Annotated in this window: 21 protein-coding genes, 1 other RNA gene and 1 riboswitch; of the genes, 7 read left to right on the top strand and 15 right to left on the bottom strand. The window is 23.2% G+C overall.

The features are described from left to right. Nucleotides 1-30 precede the first annotated feature (30 nt). Nucleotides 31-126: riboswitch (purine riboswitch) on the bottom strand. A 99-nt stretch (nucleotides 127-225) separates the two neighbouring features. After that, nucleotides 226-765, top strand: a complete 540-nt coding sequence (locus AACK92_RS00435) for a hypothetical protein (protein WP_339021024.1) — start codon at nucleotides 226-228, stop codon at nucleotides 763-765. 3 nt (nucleotides 766-768) lie between these two features. On the opposite strand, the gene trmB is transcribed toward AACK92_RS00435, so the two are convergent. From trmB to ssrA, 4 genes are all read right to left on the bottom strand, one after another. Beyond that, nucleotides 769-1,419, bottom strand: coding sequence for a tRNA (guanosine(46)-N7)-methyltransferase TrmB (gene trmB, locus AACK92_RS00430; protein ID WP_339021022.1), 651 nt, complete (start codon nucleotides 1,417-1,419; stop codon nucleotides 769-771). Nucleotides 1,420-1,433: 14 nt separating this feature from the next. Beyond that, nucleotides 1,434-2,885 carry a magnesium transporter gene (gene mgtE, locus AACK92_RS00425; RefSeq protein ID WP_339021021.1) on the bottom strand — a complete coding sequence of 484 codons (1,452 nt, stop codon included), beginning with the start codon at nucleotides 2,883-2,885 and terminating at the stop codon, nucleotides 1,434-1,436. A 14-nt stretch (nucleotides 2,886-2,899) separates the two neighbouring features. Beyond that, nucleotides 2,900-4,846: an EAL domain-containing protein gene (locus AACK92_RS00420; protein WP_339021020.1), complete on the bottom strand. Its 1,947-nt coding sequence runs from the start codon at nucleotides 4,844-4,846 to the stop codon at nucleotides 2,900-2,902. Between the two features lie 43 nt (nucleotides 4,847-4,889). After that, nucleotides 4,890-5,302, bottom strand: a transfer-messenger RNA (tmRNA) gene (gene ssrA, locus AACK92_RS00415). Between the two features lie 89 nt (nucleotides 5,303-5,391). On the opposite strand from ssrA, the gene AACK92_RS00410 reads away from it, so the two are divergent. The 5 genes from AACK92_RS00410 (at nucleotide 5,392) to AACK92_RS00390 (ending at nucleotide 7,872) form a co-directional block, all read left to right on the top strand. Next, a complete protein-coding gene (locus tag AACK92_RS00410) occupies nucleotides 5,392-5,646 on the top strand; it encodes a hypothetical protein (protein ID WP_339021019.1) in 255 nt (84 codons plus the stop codon). Between the two features lie 98 nt (nucleotides 5,647-5,744). Then, nucleotides 5,745-6,041: a transposase gene (locus AACK92_RS00405; protein WP_339021018.1), complete on the top strand. Its 297-nt coding sequence runs from the start codon at nucleotides 5,745-5,747 to the stop codon at nucleotides 6,039-6,041. Nucleotides 6,042-6,139: 98 nt separating this feature from the next. Further along, nucleotides 6,140-6,877: a DDE-type integrase/transposase/recombinase gene (locus AACK92_RS00400; RefSeq protein WP_339021017.1), complete on the top strand. Its 738-nt coding sequence runs from the start codon at nucleotides 6,140-6,142 to the stop codon at nucleotides 6,875-6,877. A gap of 136 nt (nucleotides 6,878-7,013) precedes the next feature. Further along, on the top strand, nucleotides 7,014-7,421 hold the full coding sequence (locus tag AACK92_RS00395) for a hypothetical protein (RefSeq protein ID WP_339021016.1): 408 nt from the start codon (nucleotides 7,014-7,016) through the stop codon (nucleotides 7,419-7,421). A 103-nt stretch (nucleotides 7,422-7,524) separates the two neighbouring features. Next, a complete protein-coding gene (locus tag AACK92_RS00390; RefSeq protein WP_339021015.1) occupies nucleotides 7,525-7,872 on the top strand; it encodes a hypothetical protein in 348 nt (115 codons plus the stop codon). A gap of 82 nt (nucleotides 7,873-7,954) precedes the next feature. Here the strand turns inward: AACK92_RS00390 and AACK92_RS00385 are convergent, their stop codons facing one another. The 4 genes from AACK92_RS00385 to secG are packed head-to-tail and all read right to left on the bottom strand — an operon-like array spanning nucleotide 7,955 to nucleotide 11,101. After that, nucleotides 7,955-8,167: a hypothetical protein gene (locus AACK92_RS00385; RefSeq protein ID WP_339021013.1), complete on the bottom strand. Its 213-nt coding sequence runs from the start codon at nucleotides 8,165-8,167 to the stop codon at nucleotides 7,955-7,957. 56 nt (nucleotides 8,168-8,223) lie between these two features. Then, complete coding sequence (gene smpB, locus AACK92_RS00380) at nucleotides 8,224-8,667, bottom strand: SsrA-binding protein SmpB (RefSeq protein ID WP_339021012.1); 444 nt, start codon at nucleotides 8,665-8,667, stop codon at nucleotides 8,224-8,226. 15 nt (nucleotides 8,668-8,682) lie between these two features. Further along, nucleotides 8,683-10,779 carry a ribonuclease R gene (rnr, locus tag AACK92_RS00375; protein ID WP_339021011.1) on the bottom strand — a complete coding sequence of 699 codons (2,097 nt, stop codon included), beginning with the start codon at nucleotides 10,777-10,779 and terminating at the stop codon, nucleotides 8,683-8,685. A 28-nt stretch (nucleotides 10,780-10,807) separates the two neighbouring features. Next, nucleotides 10,808-11,101 (bottom strand): preprotein translocase subunit SecG, encoded by a 294-nt coding sequence (secG, locus tag AACK92_RS00370; protein WP_339021009.1) that lies wholly within the window; start codon nucleotides 11,099-11,101, stop codon nucleotides 10,808-10,810. 298 nt (nucleotides 11,102-11,399) lie between these two features. On the opposite strand from secG, the gene AACK92_RS00365 reads away from it, so the two are divergent. Further along, a complete protein-coding gene (locus tag AACK92_RS00365) occupies nucleotides 11,400-11,795 on the top strand; it encodes a rhodanese-like domain-containing protein (RefSeq protein ID WP_339021007.1) in 396 nt (131 codons plus the stop codon). Between the two features lie 319 nt (nucleotides 11,796-12,114). Here AACK92_RS00365 and AACK92_RS00360 read toward each other — a convergent pair whose 3' ends face one another. The 7 genes from AACK92_RS00360 to AACK92_RS00330 form a co-directional block, all read right to left on the bottom strand. After that, the gene (locus AACK92_RS00360; RefSeq protein ID WP_339021005.1) at nucleotides 12,115-12,336 is read right to left on the bottom strand and encodes a helix-turn-helix transcriptional regulator; all 222 of its coding nucleotides are present in this window, start codon (nucleotides 12,334-12,336) and stop codon (nucleotides 12,115-12,117) included. 3 nt (nucleotides 12,337-12,339) lie between these two features. Then, nucleotides 12,340-13,287 carry a DNA-binding protein WhiA gene (gene whiA, locus AACK92_RS00355; RefSeq protein ID WP_339021003.1) on the bottom strand — a complete coding sequence of 316 codons (948 nt, stop codon included), beginning with the start codon at nucleotides 13,285-13,287 and terminating at the stop codon, nucleotides 12,340-12,342. Between the two features lie 9 nt (nucleotides 13,288-13,296). Then, nucleotides 13,297-14,595 (bottom strand): prolipoprotein diacylglyceryl transferase, encoded by a 1,299-nt coding sequence (locus tag AACK92_RS00350; protein ID WP_339021002.1) that lies wholly within the window; start codon nucleotides 14,593-14,595, stop codon nucleotides 13,297-13,299. A gap of 66 nt (nucleotides 14,596-14,661) precedes the next feature. Then, complete coding sequence (gene trxB, locus AACK92_RS00345; RefSeq protein WP_339021000.1) at nucleotides 14,662-15,594, bottom strand: thioredoxin-disulfide reductase; 933 nt, start codon at nucleotides 15,592-15,594, stop codon at nucleotides 14,662-14,664. Beyond that, nucleotides 15,578-16,978: a prolipoprotein diacylglyceryl transferase gene (locus AACK92_RS00340; protein ID WP_339020998.1), complete on the bottom strand. Its 1,401-nt coding sequence runs from the start codon at nucleotides 16,976-16,978 to the stop codon at nucleotides 15,578-15,580. Before AACK92_RS00340 ends, trxB begins: the two co-directional genes overlap by 17 nt. Continuing rightward, nucleotides 16,971-17,900: an HPr(Ser) kinase/phosphatase gene (gene hprK / locus AACK92_RS00335; protein ID WP_339020996.1), complete on the bottom strand. Its 930-nt coding sequence runs from the start codon at nucleotides 17,898-17,900 to the stop codon at nucleotides 16,971-16,973. The genes AACK92_RS00340 and hprK overlap by 8 nt, the downstream gene beginning before the upstream one ends. Before the next feature lie 53 nt (nucleotides 17,901-17,953). After that, nucleotides 17,954-18,619, bottom strand: coding sequence for a folate family ECF transporter S component (locus tag AACK92_RS00330; RefSeq protein ID WP_339020995.1), 666 nt, complete (start codon nucleotides 18,617-18,619; stop codon nucleotides 17,954-17,956).

Raw genomic sequence — 18,619 nt, 5'->3', positions numbered from 1 at the left:
CAAAAAATCATAAATAATTTTTTTTATTTTAATTTTCTTAATATCGCTTTTAGAAATGTATAAGGTACATTGTAGAAAAACCAACCCATTTTATTGGCTTATAAAAGCTTTTTTAATTTACACTTTTATTATAAATGATATTTATAGTTTTATAAAATTCTTTACTTATAATATAAATTCTTTCAAAAAAGTATTATATCTAATATAATAAATAAGGTGAAAAAAATGGATTTTAAATTAATTAAAGCAGATCTAAAAAAACCAATATTATGATTTGGTTCAATGACTTTATCTCTTATTGTGATTTGTTCAATAATATTGTTAAGTATACCTCTATCAACTAAAGAAAAAATAACTCTTGTTTGTCAAATTAGTCTTAATTTTATTTTAGTTTATTTAGTTTGTTTAACAACAAACCTAAGTAAAGCATCAATTTCTCTATTTTATAATATTGAAGTAATAACAAATGTTGAAACAGCTGACAAGGAAATAAAAATTATTAAAAATAAATTTGTTTATACTTTTATAATTTTATTTACTCTAGGAGCTTTTTTTATTGAATTAACTAGTGGATCATTAATAAATAAAATTAGTTGAGCAGAAAATACAAAAAAAACATGATGAATATTTTTTATATTATTTTGAATAAATTTAATTTATTTAATTTTATTCTTTGAAATTACTAAATATCTAATAAGTCAAAATCAAGAATTTAAAAAAGCTTATTTAGATTTTATTAAAAATCCACCAAAAAAAAGAGCTTAAAAGTTAAAGTTCTTTTTTTATTACTATTTTATTTATATTTTTACCTAAACTACAAAATTTTTCTTCATATTCAGTTGCTATATTGTCTTTCAATAATTTTTTTTCAAAATATAAATTATTTGTATTATAAATTAATTTAAATTTTGATTTTGCTATTTGTTCTAAACTAAACTCATATAGTTTATCATTATCTGTTTTTATTTCAATAACTCCATTATCTTTGAGCAAATCTCAATATATATTTAAAAAATCTATATATGTCAGTCTTTTTTTAAAATTTTTGAATTTAGGTCAAGGATCTAAAAAATTAAGAAATATTCCACTAATTGAATTATTTTCAAATATGTCTAATAAATTCTCAGCAAATTTATTTAAAAATAATAAATTTGCTAAATCAAAATTTTCAGTTGTAATAGCTTTCTTTAAAGCAACACCAACTACTGTAGTTTCTTTCTCCATCGCTATAAAATTTTTATCTTTATTTTTAATAGCTTGCTCAATTATAAATTTTCCTTTTCCACAACCTATTTCTAAATAAGTATCTTGTTTTTTTATAAATAATTTATCAACGTTAATTTTCTTCTTTATCTTTATCATATATTTTAAGTTATCTTTAATATAATCTTTAGTTCATTTTTTATTTCTTAATCTCATTTTGACCTCTTTTTTTAAATATATTGTGCAAAGAAAATTAAACCAATTGAGAAAAATATTGCAGTAGATAAAGCATCAACTATTGTTGTAAGTAAAGGTGCCGCCATTACAGCAGGATCTAATTTCAGTTTTTTAGCAAGTATTGGAAGAGTTCCTCCAATTATTTTTGCCATTATTACAGATAAATACATTGAAATAGAAAGTGTTGCAATTGTATATCAAATTCTTGGATCATCAAGATTTCTATTTTTTTCAACTGAGTAAATTATAACCATTCTTACAAAGTTAATAGATATTAATATTAAACCAGTAATAAGCGCTACTCTAAATTCTTTCCACAATACCCTTGCAAAATCTTTTGTTTCTACTTCTTTTAAAGACAAAGCTCTAACAATCATAGTTGATGATTGGCTACCTGCATTCCCAGTTGTTCCTGATATTATTGTTAGTAAAGGAGTTAAAAACATTGTAATAATATAACTAATTTCACTAACTGAACTTTGACCATTGTTTATTTGATTTGCACTGTAAATTTTCATAAATATAGTTATTATAATTTGTGATAAAGTTGCAGAAATCATTAAAAACATTAATCAAATACTTCTTGATCTAACCATTTTTCAAATACTAGTTTTAAAATATTCATCATCTGTTGGAGTAATACCAGCCATTTTATGAATATCTTCTGTTACTTCTTCTTCAATAACATCAAGAACATCATCTATTGTAACAATACCAACTAATTTTTGTTGAATGTTAATAACAGGTAAAGTTGTAATATCATACTTTTTAAACTTATCTATAACAGTTTCTTGATCATCTTTTGTAAAGGCAAAAAGAACACGTTCATCCATAATTTCAGATAATTTTAAGTTACCTTTAGAAAAAACTAAATCCTTTAATTCTACTGTTCCTTTTAAATTATTTAAATCATCTACTACATAAAATGTATTATGATCTTCAGATTCTTCATCACGTTCTCTAATTTTTTCAATTGCTTCAGTAACTGTTCAATCTACTTTAAATCTTGTATAATCAACGCTCATAATGCTTCCTGCAGTGTCATCATTATATTTTAAAATACTATTTATTTGTGCTCTTGCTTCTGGAGTTGACGATCGTAAAACTTTTTTAACAATATTTGAAGGCATTTCTTCTAGAATATCTACAATATCATCTGTATATAAATCTGAAAATAGTTCAGCAATTTGTTTAGAAGACATTTTATTTATAATTTTTTCTTGTATATCTGCATCAAGATGTGGAAAAATTTCACTACTTGTATCATTTGTAAATAATCTTAAAGCAATAATAATAATTTTTTCATCTAATTGTTCAAGTGCTTCTGCAATATCTTGTGGATAGTGCAATTCTTCTAAATCTCTAAGCTTTTTAATATCATTATCAATTACTAATTTTTCAATTTCCTCACTCAAGATTTTTAAATTTTCTTTTTTTTCTAACATTTATAATTTCCCTTCTATTTGTTTAATAAATATTTTAATTCTTCTGAAATTATTTCTTTTGGCTCAATTGAACTACCAATAAGTTCACCTGTAAATATTTTAATTCCTAAAAATCTTAGATGTTTATAAATTATATAGCTATTTACAGAAGTTGCAATTAATTTTGCTTCTATTTTATTTGCAATTTTAATACTTTCCAATACTATATTTTCATTTTCTTTAATATAATTTATTTTCTTTGAGATTTCTTTTTCTAAAAAAATAAATTCAGGTCTATATAAACTAATTAAAGAAAAATCTGTTTTTAACGAACCAAAATTTGAAACTGATATTCTTATTAAGTTTTTTTTCAATTTTTGAATGTTTTTTTCTAATAACTTTTGATTTTCAACATCTTTATTTAAATCAAAATTTAAAACTATCTTTGATAAATTAATTTTCAAATTTCTTAATTTTAACAAAAATTCATTTGCATCAAAATTATCACTTGATAAATAATTACTATCATAATCTATAAAAATAGGTTTTTCTTTAACTGAAATATTTTGTTTTGACAACTTTTTTAAAGATTGAAATGAAGTATATCTTAAAAATAAAGTTCATAACCCCATATCCAAAATTAATTTATTTTTCTTACTAAATAATTCAGAATCTATTTCAATTCCTTCAATCATTCCATTTAAAAAATAAGAATTAAAATCTTTTTCTTCTATAGAAAATATAGGTTGAAATAACGTTACAAATTGATTTAAATTTGCTACCTCATTTAGCGAAAGCATTTTTTTATTTTGATTTTTCTCTTTTAAAATTTCTATTGGACTTACTATAATATTTCTATCTTGATAAGTTAATAAGAAATCATTAGCAACATGTTTATTATATTCTAATAGAGTATCTAAATTATTAGAGTGCAATCCATAATATGAACAAATTGATTTTAATTTTATAGATATTCTATAATTATCAATTTTAAAATCTACATTTATTTTTTTAAATATATTTTTTATTACTTCTAAATAATTATTTTCATTTTCATTAAAGCTTTCATTAATCTCTATTGGAATAAAAACTCCAAAAGTTTTATAGTTTGGTTTAAAAAATATTGCATTTAAAAAACTTTCTTTTATTAGATTATAACTTTCTTCAGAAATTGAATTTACAATTTTTTCTTTTATTTCTCCATTTACTTTTGATTCAAACTTTTCAAAATCAGAAATAAAATAAGTTAAATATATTCCATATTTTATTTTATTTTCTTGAACTTTATTTAGGATTTGTTCATGAGCTGAGGAAAAATTTAAGTAATATAAATTATCATATCTAACAATATTTTGTAATTTTAAAGCATGAATATATATTTGATTAACAACTGTAATATAAGCATAGGCTAAATATCCACTACCTAATCAAAATAATAAATTAGCTATATTTGGAAGATCTTTTGGTGTTTTTATTATAATTAAATTTCAAGTTAATCCTACAATAAGTAGAATAATTGTTGTTATTGATCAATTAGATCAATTGGATATTTTTTTTCAAAATAGTGAAATTAGATAATTCAAAAGTGGAACTATATAAGCTATTATTAAAATTGTAATTGTTGAAGCATTTGTTGGTTTTCCAAAAAAATCACTAAATAATGAAGAAAACAAAACTAAATTTAATATATTACATGTTAATATTCCAATACTTGAAAATGATGAAATAAAAATAATAGAAACTCAATATAAAAAAGTTGGTAATAAAATAGTAAGTTCTAAATTACTAGCATTATTAGTAAGCAAATTTATTAAAACAATTGAAAATGTTGAAATAAACCCCAAAACAAATCCTAAAAAAAAATCATAATAAATTTTTAACTTAGCAAACAAATGTCTTGTTAAACCTCAAAATATTGTATAACACATAGCCATAATTGTTGTATAAGAAAGACATGCAATTAATATTGACAAAATATTCATATAAATTACATTCCTTTCTTATAAAACAATTAAAAATAAAAAATGGTGGAGATGGCGGGAATCGAACCCGCGTCCAAAATACTCCAACACATAACATCTACAGTTTAGTTGTATCTAACTTACACTATAAAACAACAGATTCAACAAGATTCAATTTTATAGCGTTAATGATTATATTTCAAATAAATTTATCATTAAAATCATTTATTCTATTGTGCTAGTTAATACGTTAATCAATGAAGCACAAACACACTTCATAACGTTGAATTGCTATAAACTTCGATAGTTTATTAAGCTGCTAAAGCAACTCCAGCTGATGCATTATTGATCATAAATGCTGGCATTTCAAATTCATTTTTTTCTTCGTTTGCATTTTATCAAACCTAGTAGTATTAAGGTCTACCAAACCACTGCAGTTATGGACCAGATGTATCCTGTCGAAACCGGGGCACCCCCATAAATATATTATAAAACATTATTTTAATAAATAAAATTTCTATTATATTTTATATTTAAGAATATAATTTTTATAGAGGAGTGAGAAAATGAGTAAAAATTTAAATAAGGTCTTTGAAATTACTGATATGTCTAAATATGAATTAAAAGATTTACAAGAAATTTTAGATAAAGGACAAACAATTCTGCTTTCATTAGAAAAAGGAGAACATGTTAACAACAGTTTGGTAAAGGGATTTTCTGATTACTTAAATGCTTTTATAGAATTAAAAGAAGAAAAAGAAAATTGCGGAGTTTGTGGTTGTGGAAAACCAGCAAATATTTTAGTTTACATTTGAAAATAAAATATTAAAAACCTTGTAGTGTAACCTTTTTTCGGACACAAAATTAAAATATTTTATATATAGGTATAAAATATTTGTGAATGAAGAGAGGTTTTATTTTGAATAAGTATACAGTTAATCAAAAAATAAATATAATTATTAATTTTTATAAATCAAATCATTCTATAACTCAATATGCTAAGCAAGTAGCTATTGATGTTCAAAGAATTAAAAATTGAATAAAAGTCTATGATCAAAAAGGCAGAAGTGGATTTAATAATTCAAAATTTAATCAAATTGACAAAATTAAAGATTTAGAAAAAGAAAATAAAAAATTGCGAAGAGAAACTGAAGATCTTAAATTGAGAGATGAGATGTTTGCTGAATTAAGAAGAATGATTGATAGAAAAAAGTAAATAAGTGGCAATTAAATACACTCAAATCAAAAGTTGTTTATAAATTTTGAATAGCAAAAAAAGATGTTCAAATTAGAGAGTTATGCAAACTTATTCTATTGGCAAAAAGCACATATTATGATTGACTTGCTAAAGGTAAACCCAATTTTAAAGGTTATGATTGGGAACTTGTTCAGGAAATCAATAATGCTTACAAAAACGAAGTTCAAATATATGTTTCAAGACGAGTAAAAAAATATTTAAATTCTGAGTATAGTCATAAAAAAATTTTAAGAGTTATGAAATTTTTAAATATTAAGCCAAATAATTATAGATATATAAAATCTAAAAAAGTAAAGAATGAAAAGATTGGAAAGTATGCAAGATTATTCAAATCTAAAAGTGATTTAAATAAATATGGTGATGTTTTCTCAGTTGATATTACTGAAAAAGAAATTGCAGGAAATAGATTATATACCTGTGCTTTTTATCATGTAAATAGCAAGAAAGTTTTTGGTTTAATTACAAAAACACACAAATGAGAAGATCTAGTTTTAGAGTCATTTGATAAAATGACAAATCAATTTGGTTCTTTTAAAGAAAACTCTATTATACATTCTGATAATGGTTCAGAATTTAAATCATATAATTATAGACTAGCTACAATGTGATTTAATTTCAAACTTATTATGTCTAGGGTTTCTAGATCAACTGACAATGGATATATTGAGGGTTTTTGAAGCATAATGAAGAGAGAAGCTATAAAAGAAAATTATAAATACAGAGATATAAATGAATATGTTTTAAATCTAAAAATGTATGAATCTTTTTATAATGAATCTAGAATTAAGTTATAAAATTAAGGTGTCCAAAAAAAGGTTACAGAACAAATTTTAAAAACCTATTAATAAATTTAACTAATAGGTTTTTTAATTATTTCTATTAGTATAAAATATTTTTGGAGGTAAAGATATTAATAAAATATCAAAAAGTTTGGGATTATCAGGAGCAATTGTTTCAATATGTGTAGATGCAATTTTTTTATTGGGATTAGTAATATTTCTTGCTATTTTAGCAGGAACTAATAAATATAATGTTCCAACTACAAAATTATTAATTCTAACAATTATAATTATGATTATAATTGGTTTTGGAATTTCTTTAATTTTAAACATTATAATTTTAGTTATGCTACAGAAGAAAAATAAGGATAGTTATAATGGATTAGCTATATTTCAAATAGTAGTTGGAACACTATCAATCTTATTTGGAGTAAAATTTATAACTGGAGGTTTAACATTAGCAAGTGGAATAATTATATTGTCAACTCCAATAAAAAATGAAAGAAATGAAAGAAAAAATAACAAAGAATTAGAAGTAAATAATAAAGAATTAATTTAATTTTTTTAAGGGACACAAAAATTTATTATTTATAATATTGAAAGGAGGTAAAAAATAAATGAGTAAAACATCAAAAAATTAAGGAATTGCAGGTTCATTAATTTTGATTATAACAACAGTAATTGTTTCAATTATAGTTATATTAGCTGCTATAGCTTTAATGGCAACAGGAAAAACTGAAAAAATTGCTAAAGGAACTATTGCATTAATAATTTCAGTAATAGCTTTATCTATAACATTGGTATTTCCAATTATTATTTTAGTATTACTGAATTCTAAAAATAAAAGTAATAAAAAAATACTTACTGCTGGAATAATTTCAATTGTTATTACAGGTCTTTCAATATTAGGATCTTTAACAGATCCTATTTACTTAATAAATTTAATAGCTGCAGGTTTATTGCTAGCTAGTGGTATTATGATTTGTATTGAATACAATAAAGCAAAATAAAATTCCTAAATTAAGGAATTTTTTTATCACAATCTTTTTTAAATAAAAAACTTATTTTTAATTAATAAAATTTTAAATACTATTATTCTGGTATTAATAATAAAATTCCAGATACAATTCCAAAAGGCATAGTCATAAATAATATATTACATATTCCTAAAGCAATATGTTCTTTACCATCACCAATACTCTTTCTTGCTGCTATTGTCATTGGAATTATTCAAGCTAAAGGTATTAAAAATATAGCCCATGAAATTGTTGATATTATAAAAAGTATATAAGCTGCTGTTCTCATTAAAAAATCCTCCATAATTATAATATACTTTTTTTAAAACTTATAAAAGTTATTTATTATTTTTTAATTTTATTTAGTCTTCTTTCAATATCTCTTTGTTTAATTGTTTCTCTTTTATCAACTGTTTTTTTACCTTTTCCTAAAGCAATTTCCAATTTAGCATAGTTTCCTTTTAAATATAATTTTAAAGGTATTAAAGTAAGATTTTCTAATTGAATTCTTTTTAGGATTTTTTTTATTTCATTTTTATGCAAAAGTAATACTCTATTTCTGGTTGGATTATGTTTGATATGATTTGCAAATTCATAATTTTTTACATTCATATTTAATATTTCAACTTGTCCACGCCTTATAAGTATAAAAGATTCACTAATAGAGACATCTTTATTTCTTATAGATTTAATTTCTGGACCAGTTAAAACTATGCCAGCTTCTCATGTATCTAATATTTCATAATTAAAATAAGCTTTTTTATTTTTTATTAAAAGATGTTCTCCCATATTTATTCACCACCACTAAGCAAGCACAAAATCTATAATTCTTTTTTTGACATCTGCATTTTTAACTTTAATTTTTATTTTTTGACCTAATCTAAAAATTTTATTTTGTTTATTTACCATAATACTTGTTTTTTCATCAAAAGTAAAATCAGGCAATTCTGATATATGAATTAAACCTTCCACACAATTATCTAACTGAACAAATATTCCAAACTTCAATGCAGCAGCAATAATACCATTAAATTCTTGATTAATTTTTGATTGCATATATTCTGCCATACAAACTTTGTTAACTTCTCTTTCAGCAAAAAAAGCTTGTTTTTCCGTATCATTAATAATACTACATGCTTTTAGAACAAACTTTTCATTTTGCTCCAATTTAAATTCTCTTACATCTTTATCAACTAAATACTGTTTTAAAAATCTATGAACAATTAAATCACTATATCTTCTAATTGGACTTGTAAAATGAGTATAACAGTCACTTGCTAAGCCAAAGTGTCCTATATTTTCTAATTCATATGCTGCTTTTTCCATAAATTTTAAAAGAATTACATTAATTACATCTCTTTCTGTTGGATCTTTTATTTGTTCTTCAATTTGAATAAGTGCATTTTTAATTGCTTTGGGATTAATTTTATCCAAATCATTTAGTTTTACATTTATACCAAGTACTCTTAAAATCGAATGTCATTCAATTAATTTTTCTTCTTTTGGAACATCATGATTCCTATAAATAAAAGGAAGTTTTTTTTCATATATGACTGTTGCTACACATTCATTTGCACTAACCATAAAATTTTCAATTAACTTTTCACTAATTCCTCTATCACGCTTTGCTATCTCAATAACATTAGAATCAGAGTCCAAAATAATTTTTGGCTCTGCAACATCAAATTCTATTGATCCTTTTTTATTTCTTGATAAATCTATAATTTCATGAAGTTCTTTTGAAAGCATCAACATATCTGTAATCTCTTTTGGTCTTTTTGATTTACCATTTTCATAAAATTCGTTCACTTCTTTATAAGTTAATCTTGCCTTTGAAATCATAATTGATTCATAGACTTTTTTCTTTATTACATTTCCTTTTAAATCAAAATCCATTTCAGCTACCATACAAAGTTTTTCTTCATTTGGATTTAAACTACAAACACCATTTGATAATTTTTCTGGAAGCATAGGTATAACTTTATTTGCCAAATAAACTGAGTTACCTCTAAATAAAGCAGTATTATCCAAAGGTGAAAATGGAGTTACATAATAACTAACATCAGCAATAGCTACAATTAATTTGTATCCATTAGATATTTTTTCAACATAAATTGCATCATCTAAATCTTTAGAATCTGATCCATCAATAGTTACCAAATTTTTATTTACTATTGATTTTGAAAGTCTTCTTTTAATTTTTGAATCGTTATAATCAAGAGGTTTAGCAACCTCATTGGCATTTTCAATTGTTAATTTATTAAATTCTGGTTTAATTTCATACTCATATGCAATTGAAAAAATTCTATCAACAGCTTTATTTGCATCACCAATAATTTTTTGAATTCTTACAAATAATTTCTTATCCCTAACATTTAGTATTTTTACTTTTAAAATCAAATCCTCTTTTAAAGAAAAATCTTTTGAATTTATCATTACAATTCTATAATTTTTAAATCCAGGTTCATTAGCCACAAAATCTAGAAACTTTCCATTATTGCTTTTTATAATTTCACCAACTAATGATATTTTTGTTCTTAAAATTACATCTTCAACGATAGCTTTCATTCTATCATCTTTTTCTTTTTGAACTGTAAAAACAACTTCATCTGATGAAATTGATCCATTTAATCCATTTGGAGGAACAAAAAAATCCTCACCTTCACTATTAAATTCTTTTACAAATCCAAAACCTTTATCATTAATTTTAATAGATCCTATTTTATATGTATTTCCAATAAAGTATATAACATTTTCTTTCGTTCAACCAATTAAATGTTCTTCTTGAAGTTCTTTTAATAGAGCTGTTACACTTTCATAACTTGATTTAATACTCTTGACTAAATCATTTAGATGCATTTTTTCATTTTCTTTTACCCGTGATAGTATTGTATTTTTCATAACATCTCTTTCTACTAAAAAAACATTCTTAGTTTAGAACAGTGTTTGTAATTATTCCTATTACAATTGTAATTATAAAAAGTGAAACTCCTAAACTAAACATCCAAATTGATGTTGTTTTATCTATTCCTCTTTCTTTTGAGTTAGAAAATAATTCATCATTCCCACCATTTAAAGCACTTAATCCAGTTTGTGAACTTTTGTTTTGCACTAAACCTATAATTATCATCAATATTGCTACAATCAAAGATATAATTTCAAAACCTAGAATTATTTGGTTTGCAAGTGTTTGCTGTGATACAGTTCCGGCAAGTAAATTCATACAAGGCCCTCCATTCATTTATATATATAATACTACATTTAAGAAGAAAAAATATTTTTGTTGTAATATTATTTGATTTTGTTAAAAAGAAGTACTCAAGATAACTTTAATTAAATATAGTTTTTTTAAGCATAAATGTTATAAATCTTTTTCTTTAAAAATAATAATTAAATAAAAAATATATTAACCTATAAGTTCTTCAATCTATATGTCTTTATTTACTTTTTTCAGTATTTGATTTTCCTAATCTAAGAGATATTTTTTTGTATTTCAATATATAATAATTTTGGTGATAAAAATGCAGTGATTAGAATATGTATTTAAATTTTTAGAAAAAGTTTTTAAAAAAAATGCTTTCAAAGCAAAGTATAAAACAAAAAATAGTAAAAAGCTTAATCATATTTTAAAGAGCAAAAAATGACAAGTTATAGATATAAGAAACTCATTATCTTATAACGAAAATCATCTTAAAGAGACAATCAATATTCCAGTTATAAATTTTAATTTTAAATATTTTAAAGTTTTAAATAAAAAAAATAAAATTCTTATAATTGATGAAGATTCAAGAAGTCACTTATCTATTTATAAGAATTTAAAAAGTAAAGGATTTAAAACTTATATTTTATATGAGGGATACAAAAAAATTAGAAATAATCCCAAATTTGATGATTTTACAAAAGTAGTTATATATTAAAATTTAATATAATAAAAAATTAGTCTTATACATCTTATTAATATAAGACTAATTTTATTTATGTTACTTATGTTTAAAGAAATCAACACTATTTTACAAATAATGCTAATTTGTTTGATAAAAAAACTGATATAATCTTAAGAATTTTAAAAAGCAATTCCCTTAATATTATTTTTTATTTTTGAATTATTGTTAATTAAATTTCTAATATCCTCAAGTATTTTTTTATCTCTGATAATTAAATTACCCTTAATTCTTAATATTTTTTATAGTCTATTTAAAAAATATATTAAAAGTAGAACTTATGTTCTACTTTTTTTTAATCTTCTATTTCCCTAAAAAATTCAATTGGTTCAACATTTAAAGCTTTTGCTATTTTCTCAACAGATTTAAGTGAAATATTTCTTTTACCTCTTTCAGAGTCAGAAATATAATTTCTATGTAACTGAGATCTGAAACTTAACTCTTCTTGAGTTAGTTGTGCATTTACCCTTATTCTTTTCATGTTTTTACTAAATGTTATAATAATGTCTTTTTTCATTTTTTAGTCTCCAATTGTATTTGCAATCTTATTTATAATTTTAAATAAGTTGCTGATTCCAGACTTAGTAATTGATACATTTTTTTCTTTCATTAATAATTCTAATTCTGAAAATGATGCGTCTGGATTTTCTAATCTTATTTGTGAGAGTAATTGTGCCTTAGACGATAACTCTGACATTAAATTGTTTTTTTTAATTAATTCTATGACTTCAACTTGTCTAGAACCAGTCACAGAAGATTTTTGTTGATTATATATATCAATATTTATCATTCTGTTTATGTTATTACTAACATCCCTATTAATTCTTGTATTTTCAAATTTCATAACTGAAATTGAAGTATCTATAAATTTTAGAAAGTCAGAAACTACTATAGATTTTTTAATATAACAAACAAATTTATTTTTTTTACTTATTGTTTTAAAAGTAAAATTATATTTCTTAAGAATTTTTGTAATATAACTTGAAGATTCATCTTCTTTAAATTGCAATTCTAAATGATAATTTGTAGTTTCTGGTGAGTTTACACTCCCAATAGCTATAAAAATTCCTGAAATATATGCTCGTATTAATTCTTGTTTTATTTTTTTGTCATATTTTTCTAAATCTATTTTAATAATCTTTGTGCTTGAATTAATATCATAAATATTATATCTCTTTAAGAAATCAATAACATTATCTGTTAAAATTAATTGATAAATTTTATTTTTTCTAAGCTTTTGAATTTGAATAATTGATATTTCAATATTTCCACTATAAATTGTTTTTAGTAGTGATAAAATATTTCTAATAACATTATTACTATTATTTGTTAATTTTAAAACAGCACCATTACTTGTGTAAATTAATTCTCCATTATATTTTATAAAACCAGATAATAGCATAATTATTTGCTCTTTAGTGAATGTATGATTTAAAATTTCTTCTTTAACTTCCATTGCAAAAGACATACTTTAACCCTATTTCTTACCAAGTTTTTTATTTAATTTTTCTTTAATTTTTTCTTGTTTAATTTTATTTTTTTCAATTTTACTAATTAATACTTTATCTTTGTTTTTTGCTTTATTGTTATCTTCTAAATAGAAATATTCTTGTTCATATATAAATCCTGTAGTTCTAAATAAATATGGAATAACAAATTGAGCCAATAGCGCAACTATTAGACCTGCAACCATAGATAAACCAATTATAACTAATGATAATTCTTTTTTATACATTAAAAATAAATGATCATCTGGTCGTCCTAATTCTAAAATAAATCTAACTAAATTTCATGCAAAGAAATAAGCTCCCGCCTGCACCCCCGTTCTTACGAGCATATATTTTTCAGGATTATTACATTCAGATAAAAGTTTTCCTTGTTTTCATTTTTTTACAATATAATTTTTATCATTAATATTATTTATTTCACTTTTATATTTTTCTATTTCTTTATTATGGTGATTTGCATAAACTTCATTTCTTCAAATTTTATATTTAGGATATTTTATATCATATTTATTTGGATGTAATTTTCAAGGCTTTTTACCAAATCATTTTCCTATATTTGGAATAACAAATGTAATTATTGCTCAAGCAATAATTAAACTTATTGATTCATAAAGGAAAATTGGTGACATAAGATATTCTTTTCCATTTTCTAAAACTACTCCATTTAATTGACTATTCTCTCCATCATATTTTCAAACCATATTTCTTTTAACAAAGTAAGGTAATCAATTTAAAGCATCTTTATCTGTTCCTTTTCATTCAGCAACTGGTCTACCTATTACTTCGTGATTAAAGAAATTACCTCATCTACCAATCCCTTGTCCAACAAGAATATTTGGAATTATGCAATCTGAATAAACCCACAATGAAACTTTTGTTCTTCTACCAAGAAAATAAAATACTATTAACCCAACCAAAGCTCCTGAATAAACTCCTCCATGAATTGCCATTCCACCTTCTCAAAAAGCAAATAAACCAAAAAAACCTACTCCATTAGAATTCCTGCCAATTCCTTCTGCATTTAATTTTCCAAAAAAACTTGCTCCTAATAGACTTACTGGAACAATTATAGCTGCTCCAATTCAAAGTTCAGTAAGAGGTATTCCTCTTCTATATAGTTTAACTGCAGATATAGCAATAGCAAGTATTACACCTAATGTCATAGTAAAAGCATATACATGAAAAAAACCATAATCATCTCTTACTGTTCATCAATTTTCATCTGTTGGTTTACTTCAATTTTTTCCTTGAATTCAACTAAATAACATTTATAATCAACACCTTTTTAACTCTGTTTATTTTAACATAGCAAATAATAAAAAAATTTTGATATTTTAATCCAAATTTTCAATATAATTTACTGCATTTTGACCAGCTAATGCTCCATCAGATGTAGCTGTTGCAATTTGTCTAAACGGAGTATTTCTAACATCTCCTGCAACAAATAAACCTTCTATTTTGGTTTTCATTCTTTCATCACCTATTACATGCTTTTCATCGTCTAATATTTCAATTTGTTTAATAAAACTTGTAACTGGATAATTCCCAATAAATGGAAAAATAGCACTAACTTTTATTTCACTTTCTTTATTTTTAATTGTATTTTTAATTTTAATTGATGATACTTTATCTTTTCCCTCTATTTTTTCAACTATTGTATCTAAAATAAATTCTATTTTTTCATTAGTTTTAGCTTTTTGCAATGTTTTTTGATCAACTCTAAATTTTTGACTTCTGTGAATTAAATAAACTTTTGATGCAAATCTTGTTAAGAATATTGACTCTTCAATAGCACTATATCCACCTCCAACAACAGCTACAACCTTGTCTTTATAAAAACTTCCATCACAAACTGCACAATATGAAACACCTTTTCCATATAGTTCAATTTCTCCATCAACTCCTAATAAATTTTCTTTTGTTCCTGTTGCTATTATTAGCGCTTTTGCAGTTATAATTTTTCCATTTTCTAATTTAATTTTAAATATTTCCTTTTTTTCAAAATCTTTTAATCCTGAAAATTCAAATTTTGCTCCCATTGCAGTTGCTTGTTCAAAAAAATGCATTGCCAAATCTGGTCCTTGTATATTTATAAAACCAGGATAATTTTCAATTTCTCCAGTTTTAATTACTTTTCCTCCTGGAGCTTCTTTTTCTAAAACTAAAACATTAAGTCCGGCTCTTCCAGCATAAATTGCAGCACTTAATCCTGCTGGACCCGCACCAGCAATTATTAAATCATAATCTGTTTTAATATGATTTTTCATATAATCAACCCTCTTCTCTTCATTTCTTTGGAGCTATAAACTGTGCACAAACAAACAATATTATTCCAAAAAGTAAAAATGCTGTTAAAAATAAATAATTTAAAATTGAGTTTTCTTTTACAGTTAGTTCATATGGATTTCTTAAAGGATCTAATATAAATCTTATAAAGGTATATCCGCAAATATAAATACTAGTTAAAACTCCACAATGTACTACATTATAATTATTTGGATTATTTAAATTATAAAGTTCCTTAGAATCTCTTTTAATAAAACTTATCAAAGGACTTTTATTTATCTTTAATTTTCTAATATCTTCTTTATAATTATTTTTAATATTTTTTTTAACTAGTTTAAATTCTTTTTTTGTTATTTTATTTTTATTTAAATTTAGTTTTTGACTATTTATTTCTTGTTTTATTTTCTTTACCATATTATTATATTTTTCTCTACTTTTTAAAGCAATAGATTTTTGATTATTTATTTTTACTTGTTCTGCTTCAACTAAAGCTTTTTTTGGTTCATATAAAAGATAAGCTTTTTTTCAAGCTCAACTTCTTGATAAATAAACTTTTCCCTCTTTATCAATTAAATATTTAATAGGTATTTGATTAGGATATTCATATAAATTATTTTTTTCAACAGACTTATAAGTTTTATTTGCTTTACAAGGAAAATTTATTGGATCAATTTTTCATGGTTTTTTACTAATTCATTTCCCTATATTTGAAAAAACAAAAGTTATTAAAATAAATAAAACTAACGTTGCCATAGATTCATATAAAAATAAAGGTTCACAAAATTGCATTTCTTTCATTTCAGGTTGATCTGGTTGGGAAAGATTATGAAGATAAAAAAGTCTATGTCAAATAAAATCTGGTAATCAGTTTATTTTATTTATATCATCAACTCTTCTTCCCAAAATTTCATGATTAAATAAATTACCTCATCTGCCAATTGCTTGACCTAATAATATATTTGGAACTATACAATCAGCATATACATATACAGAAACTCTCGTAGTTTTACTTTTATGTCAAAATCATAAAAATGCTACAGTTACTCCACATAAAAGTCCTCCAAAAATACTCATACCTCCATGTCAAAAGAAAAATAACATATATATTTTTCATTGATCTCCATAAGCTCCTAATTTACCAAAAATACTTGCTCCAAGAACTCCTACAGGCAAAGAAATATAAATTCCATTCACAAATTCTTTTAATGGAATTCCTCTTTTTCAAATTTTAAAAGCAGATATACCAATTACAGAAAAAACCCCAATTCCTACTAAAACTGGATACATAAATTTTAGTGAATCATAATAATCAGAAGGTATTGGTTGACCATTATTTCAAATAACATCTGATAAGAAATTAATCATTATTAAATTTCATTGCTCTTTCACTTAAAATTTGAGCTTCATCTTGATATAAACCGCTATGTTTAATTTTTAACTTAGCAACAGCTGCTTCAATAATATTTGGTATATTTCTTCCTGAAGAAACAGGAATTTTTATATATGGAACATCAACACCTAAAATATTATATCCCACAAAAACATTTCCTAATCTCTCTGAGTCATCTATTCCATTTTTTTTAAACTTAGTTAATTCAATTACTAAGTCTATTTTTGTTTTTTCTAAAATAACTTGATATCCATTTGTTTGAGAAACATCAACAATTCCAATTCCTCTAACTTCTACTAAGTTCTTTAAAATCTCATGACTTTTACCATACAATTCATTTGATTTTTTTGTGATAACTATTCTATCGTCTCCTACAAATAAATGATTTGTTTTAACTAAGTCTAATGCAATCTCTGATTTACCAATACCTGATTCTCCAATTAACAAAACACCTTTACCAAAAATATTTATACAAGAAGCATGTACTTCTACTAAAGGAGCAAAATAGTCATCCATAAATTCCAAAATATTTTGAGTAAAATCACTAGTTGATTCAGTATTCGTTCTAACAACCAATGAGTTAGTTTTTTTACCAATTTCAATTGCTATATTATCTTCAAACTTATTTGTAAGAATAATCATTGGTATATTTCTTGAAAATAACTTTTCATATCTTTTTTTTCTTTCATTTTCTTCAAAATTCATAATATATGAATATTCTTTTGTTGACATAACAATTACTCTATGTGATTTTTCACCTTCTTCAAAATAACCAGTAAGTTCAAGTCCAGCTCTGTTTATACCATAAACTTCTATTATATTATCCAACTTATTTTTTCCAGAAACTACTTCAAGTTTAAAAAAATCAATTATTTTTTTTGCATAAAGTTTGCTCATTTTTAACTACCTCTTTAATAATTATAACTAATAAATGAAATAAAAATCTAGATTTAGTACTCTAGGTTTTTATTTTTATATTGAGATTTAAAGCATCAAATATACTCATTATTTCAATTCTTCAGGAATTTTTTTATTGGTAAATAAGAAAGATAAGTAATTGATATATATATAGGTAAAGAAATAGGTAATTTGATAAGTTTACTTATAAAATCTAATCAAGCTGCCATACCTTTTCAAGACATCATTCATATTTGATTTAAAAATAAACTTTGAAAAATATATGAAACAGTGTATAAAACAATTACTTTTAATAAAATCCTTTTTTCTCCTCTTGTTAAAAATATAAGAGAACCAAAAAAAGCTAAAACACATTTACCAAACATATATCCAGCATGATAACCGTAATTACTTGGCAATACAATTGACATTAAAGTATCTGTACAAATGGCTGAAATAACACCACACAAAGGACCAAAAATAAATCCTAATAAAAATATTATTCAATCACCTAAAGCAATATGAATATTTCCAAATATTGGAGGTATTTTGTATGTAAAACCTGTTAATATAGCACTACATGCAGCAAATAGAGATATTACTGTTAAATGTTTTAGACTTATTTTTTTAAATGTAAAATTTTCTAAAGCAAGAGCAGAAACAAAAATTGTCATAATTAAAATTCCAGCTCCTATATTTGTATATAAATAAAAATTCAT

This window comes from Spiroplasma endosymbiont of Atherix ibis, from assembly GCF_964020005.1.
Taxonomy (GTDB): Bacteria; Bacillota_I; Bacilli_A; order Mycoplasmatales; family Mycoplasmataceae; genus Spiroplasma_A.
Note: the sequence above shows the minus strand (reverse complement) of the source record. Positions and strands in the feature narration are given on the sequence as shown.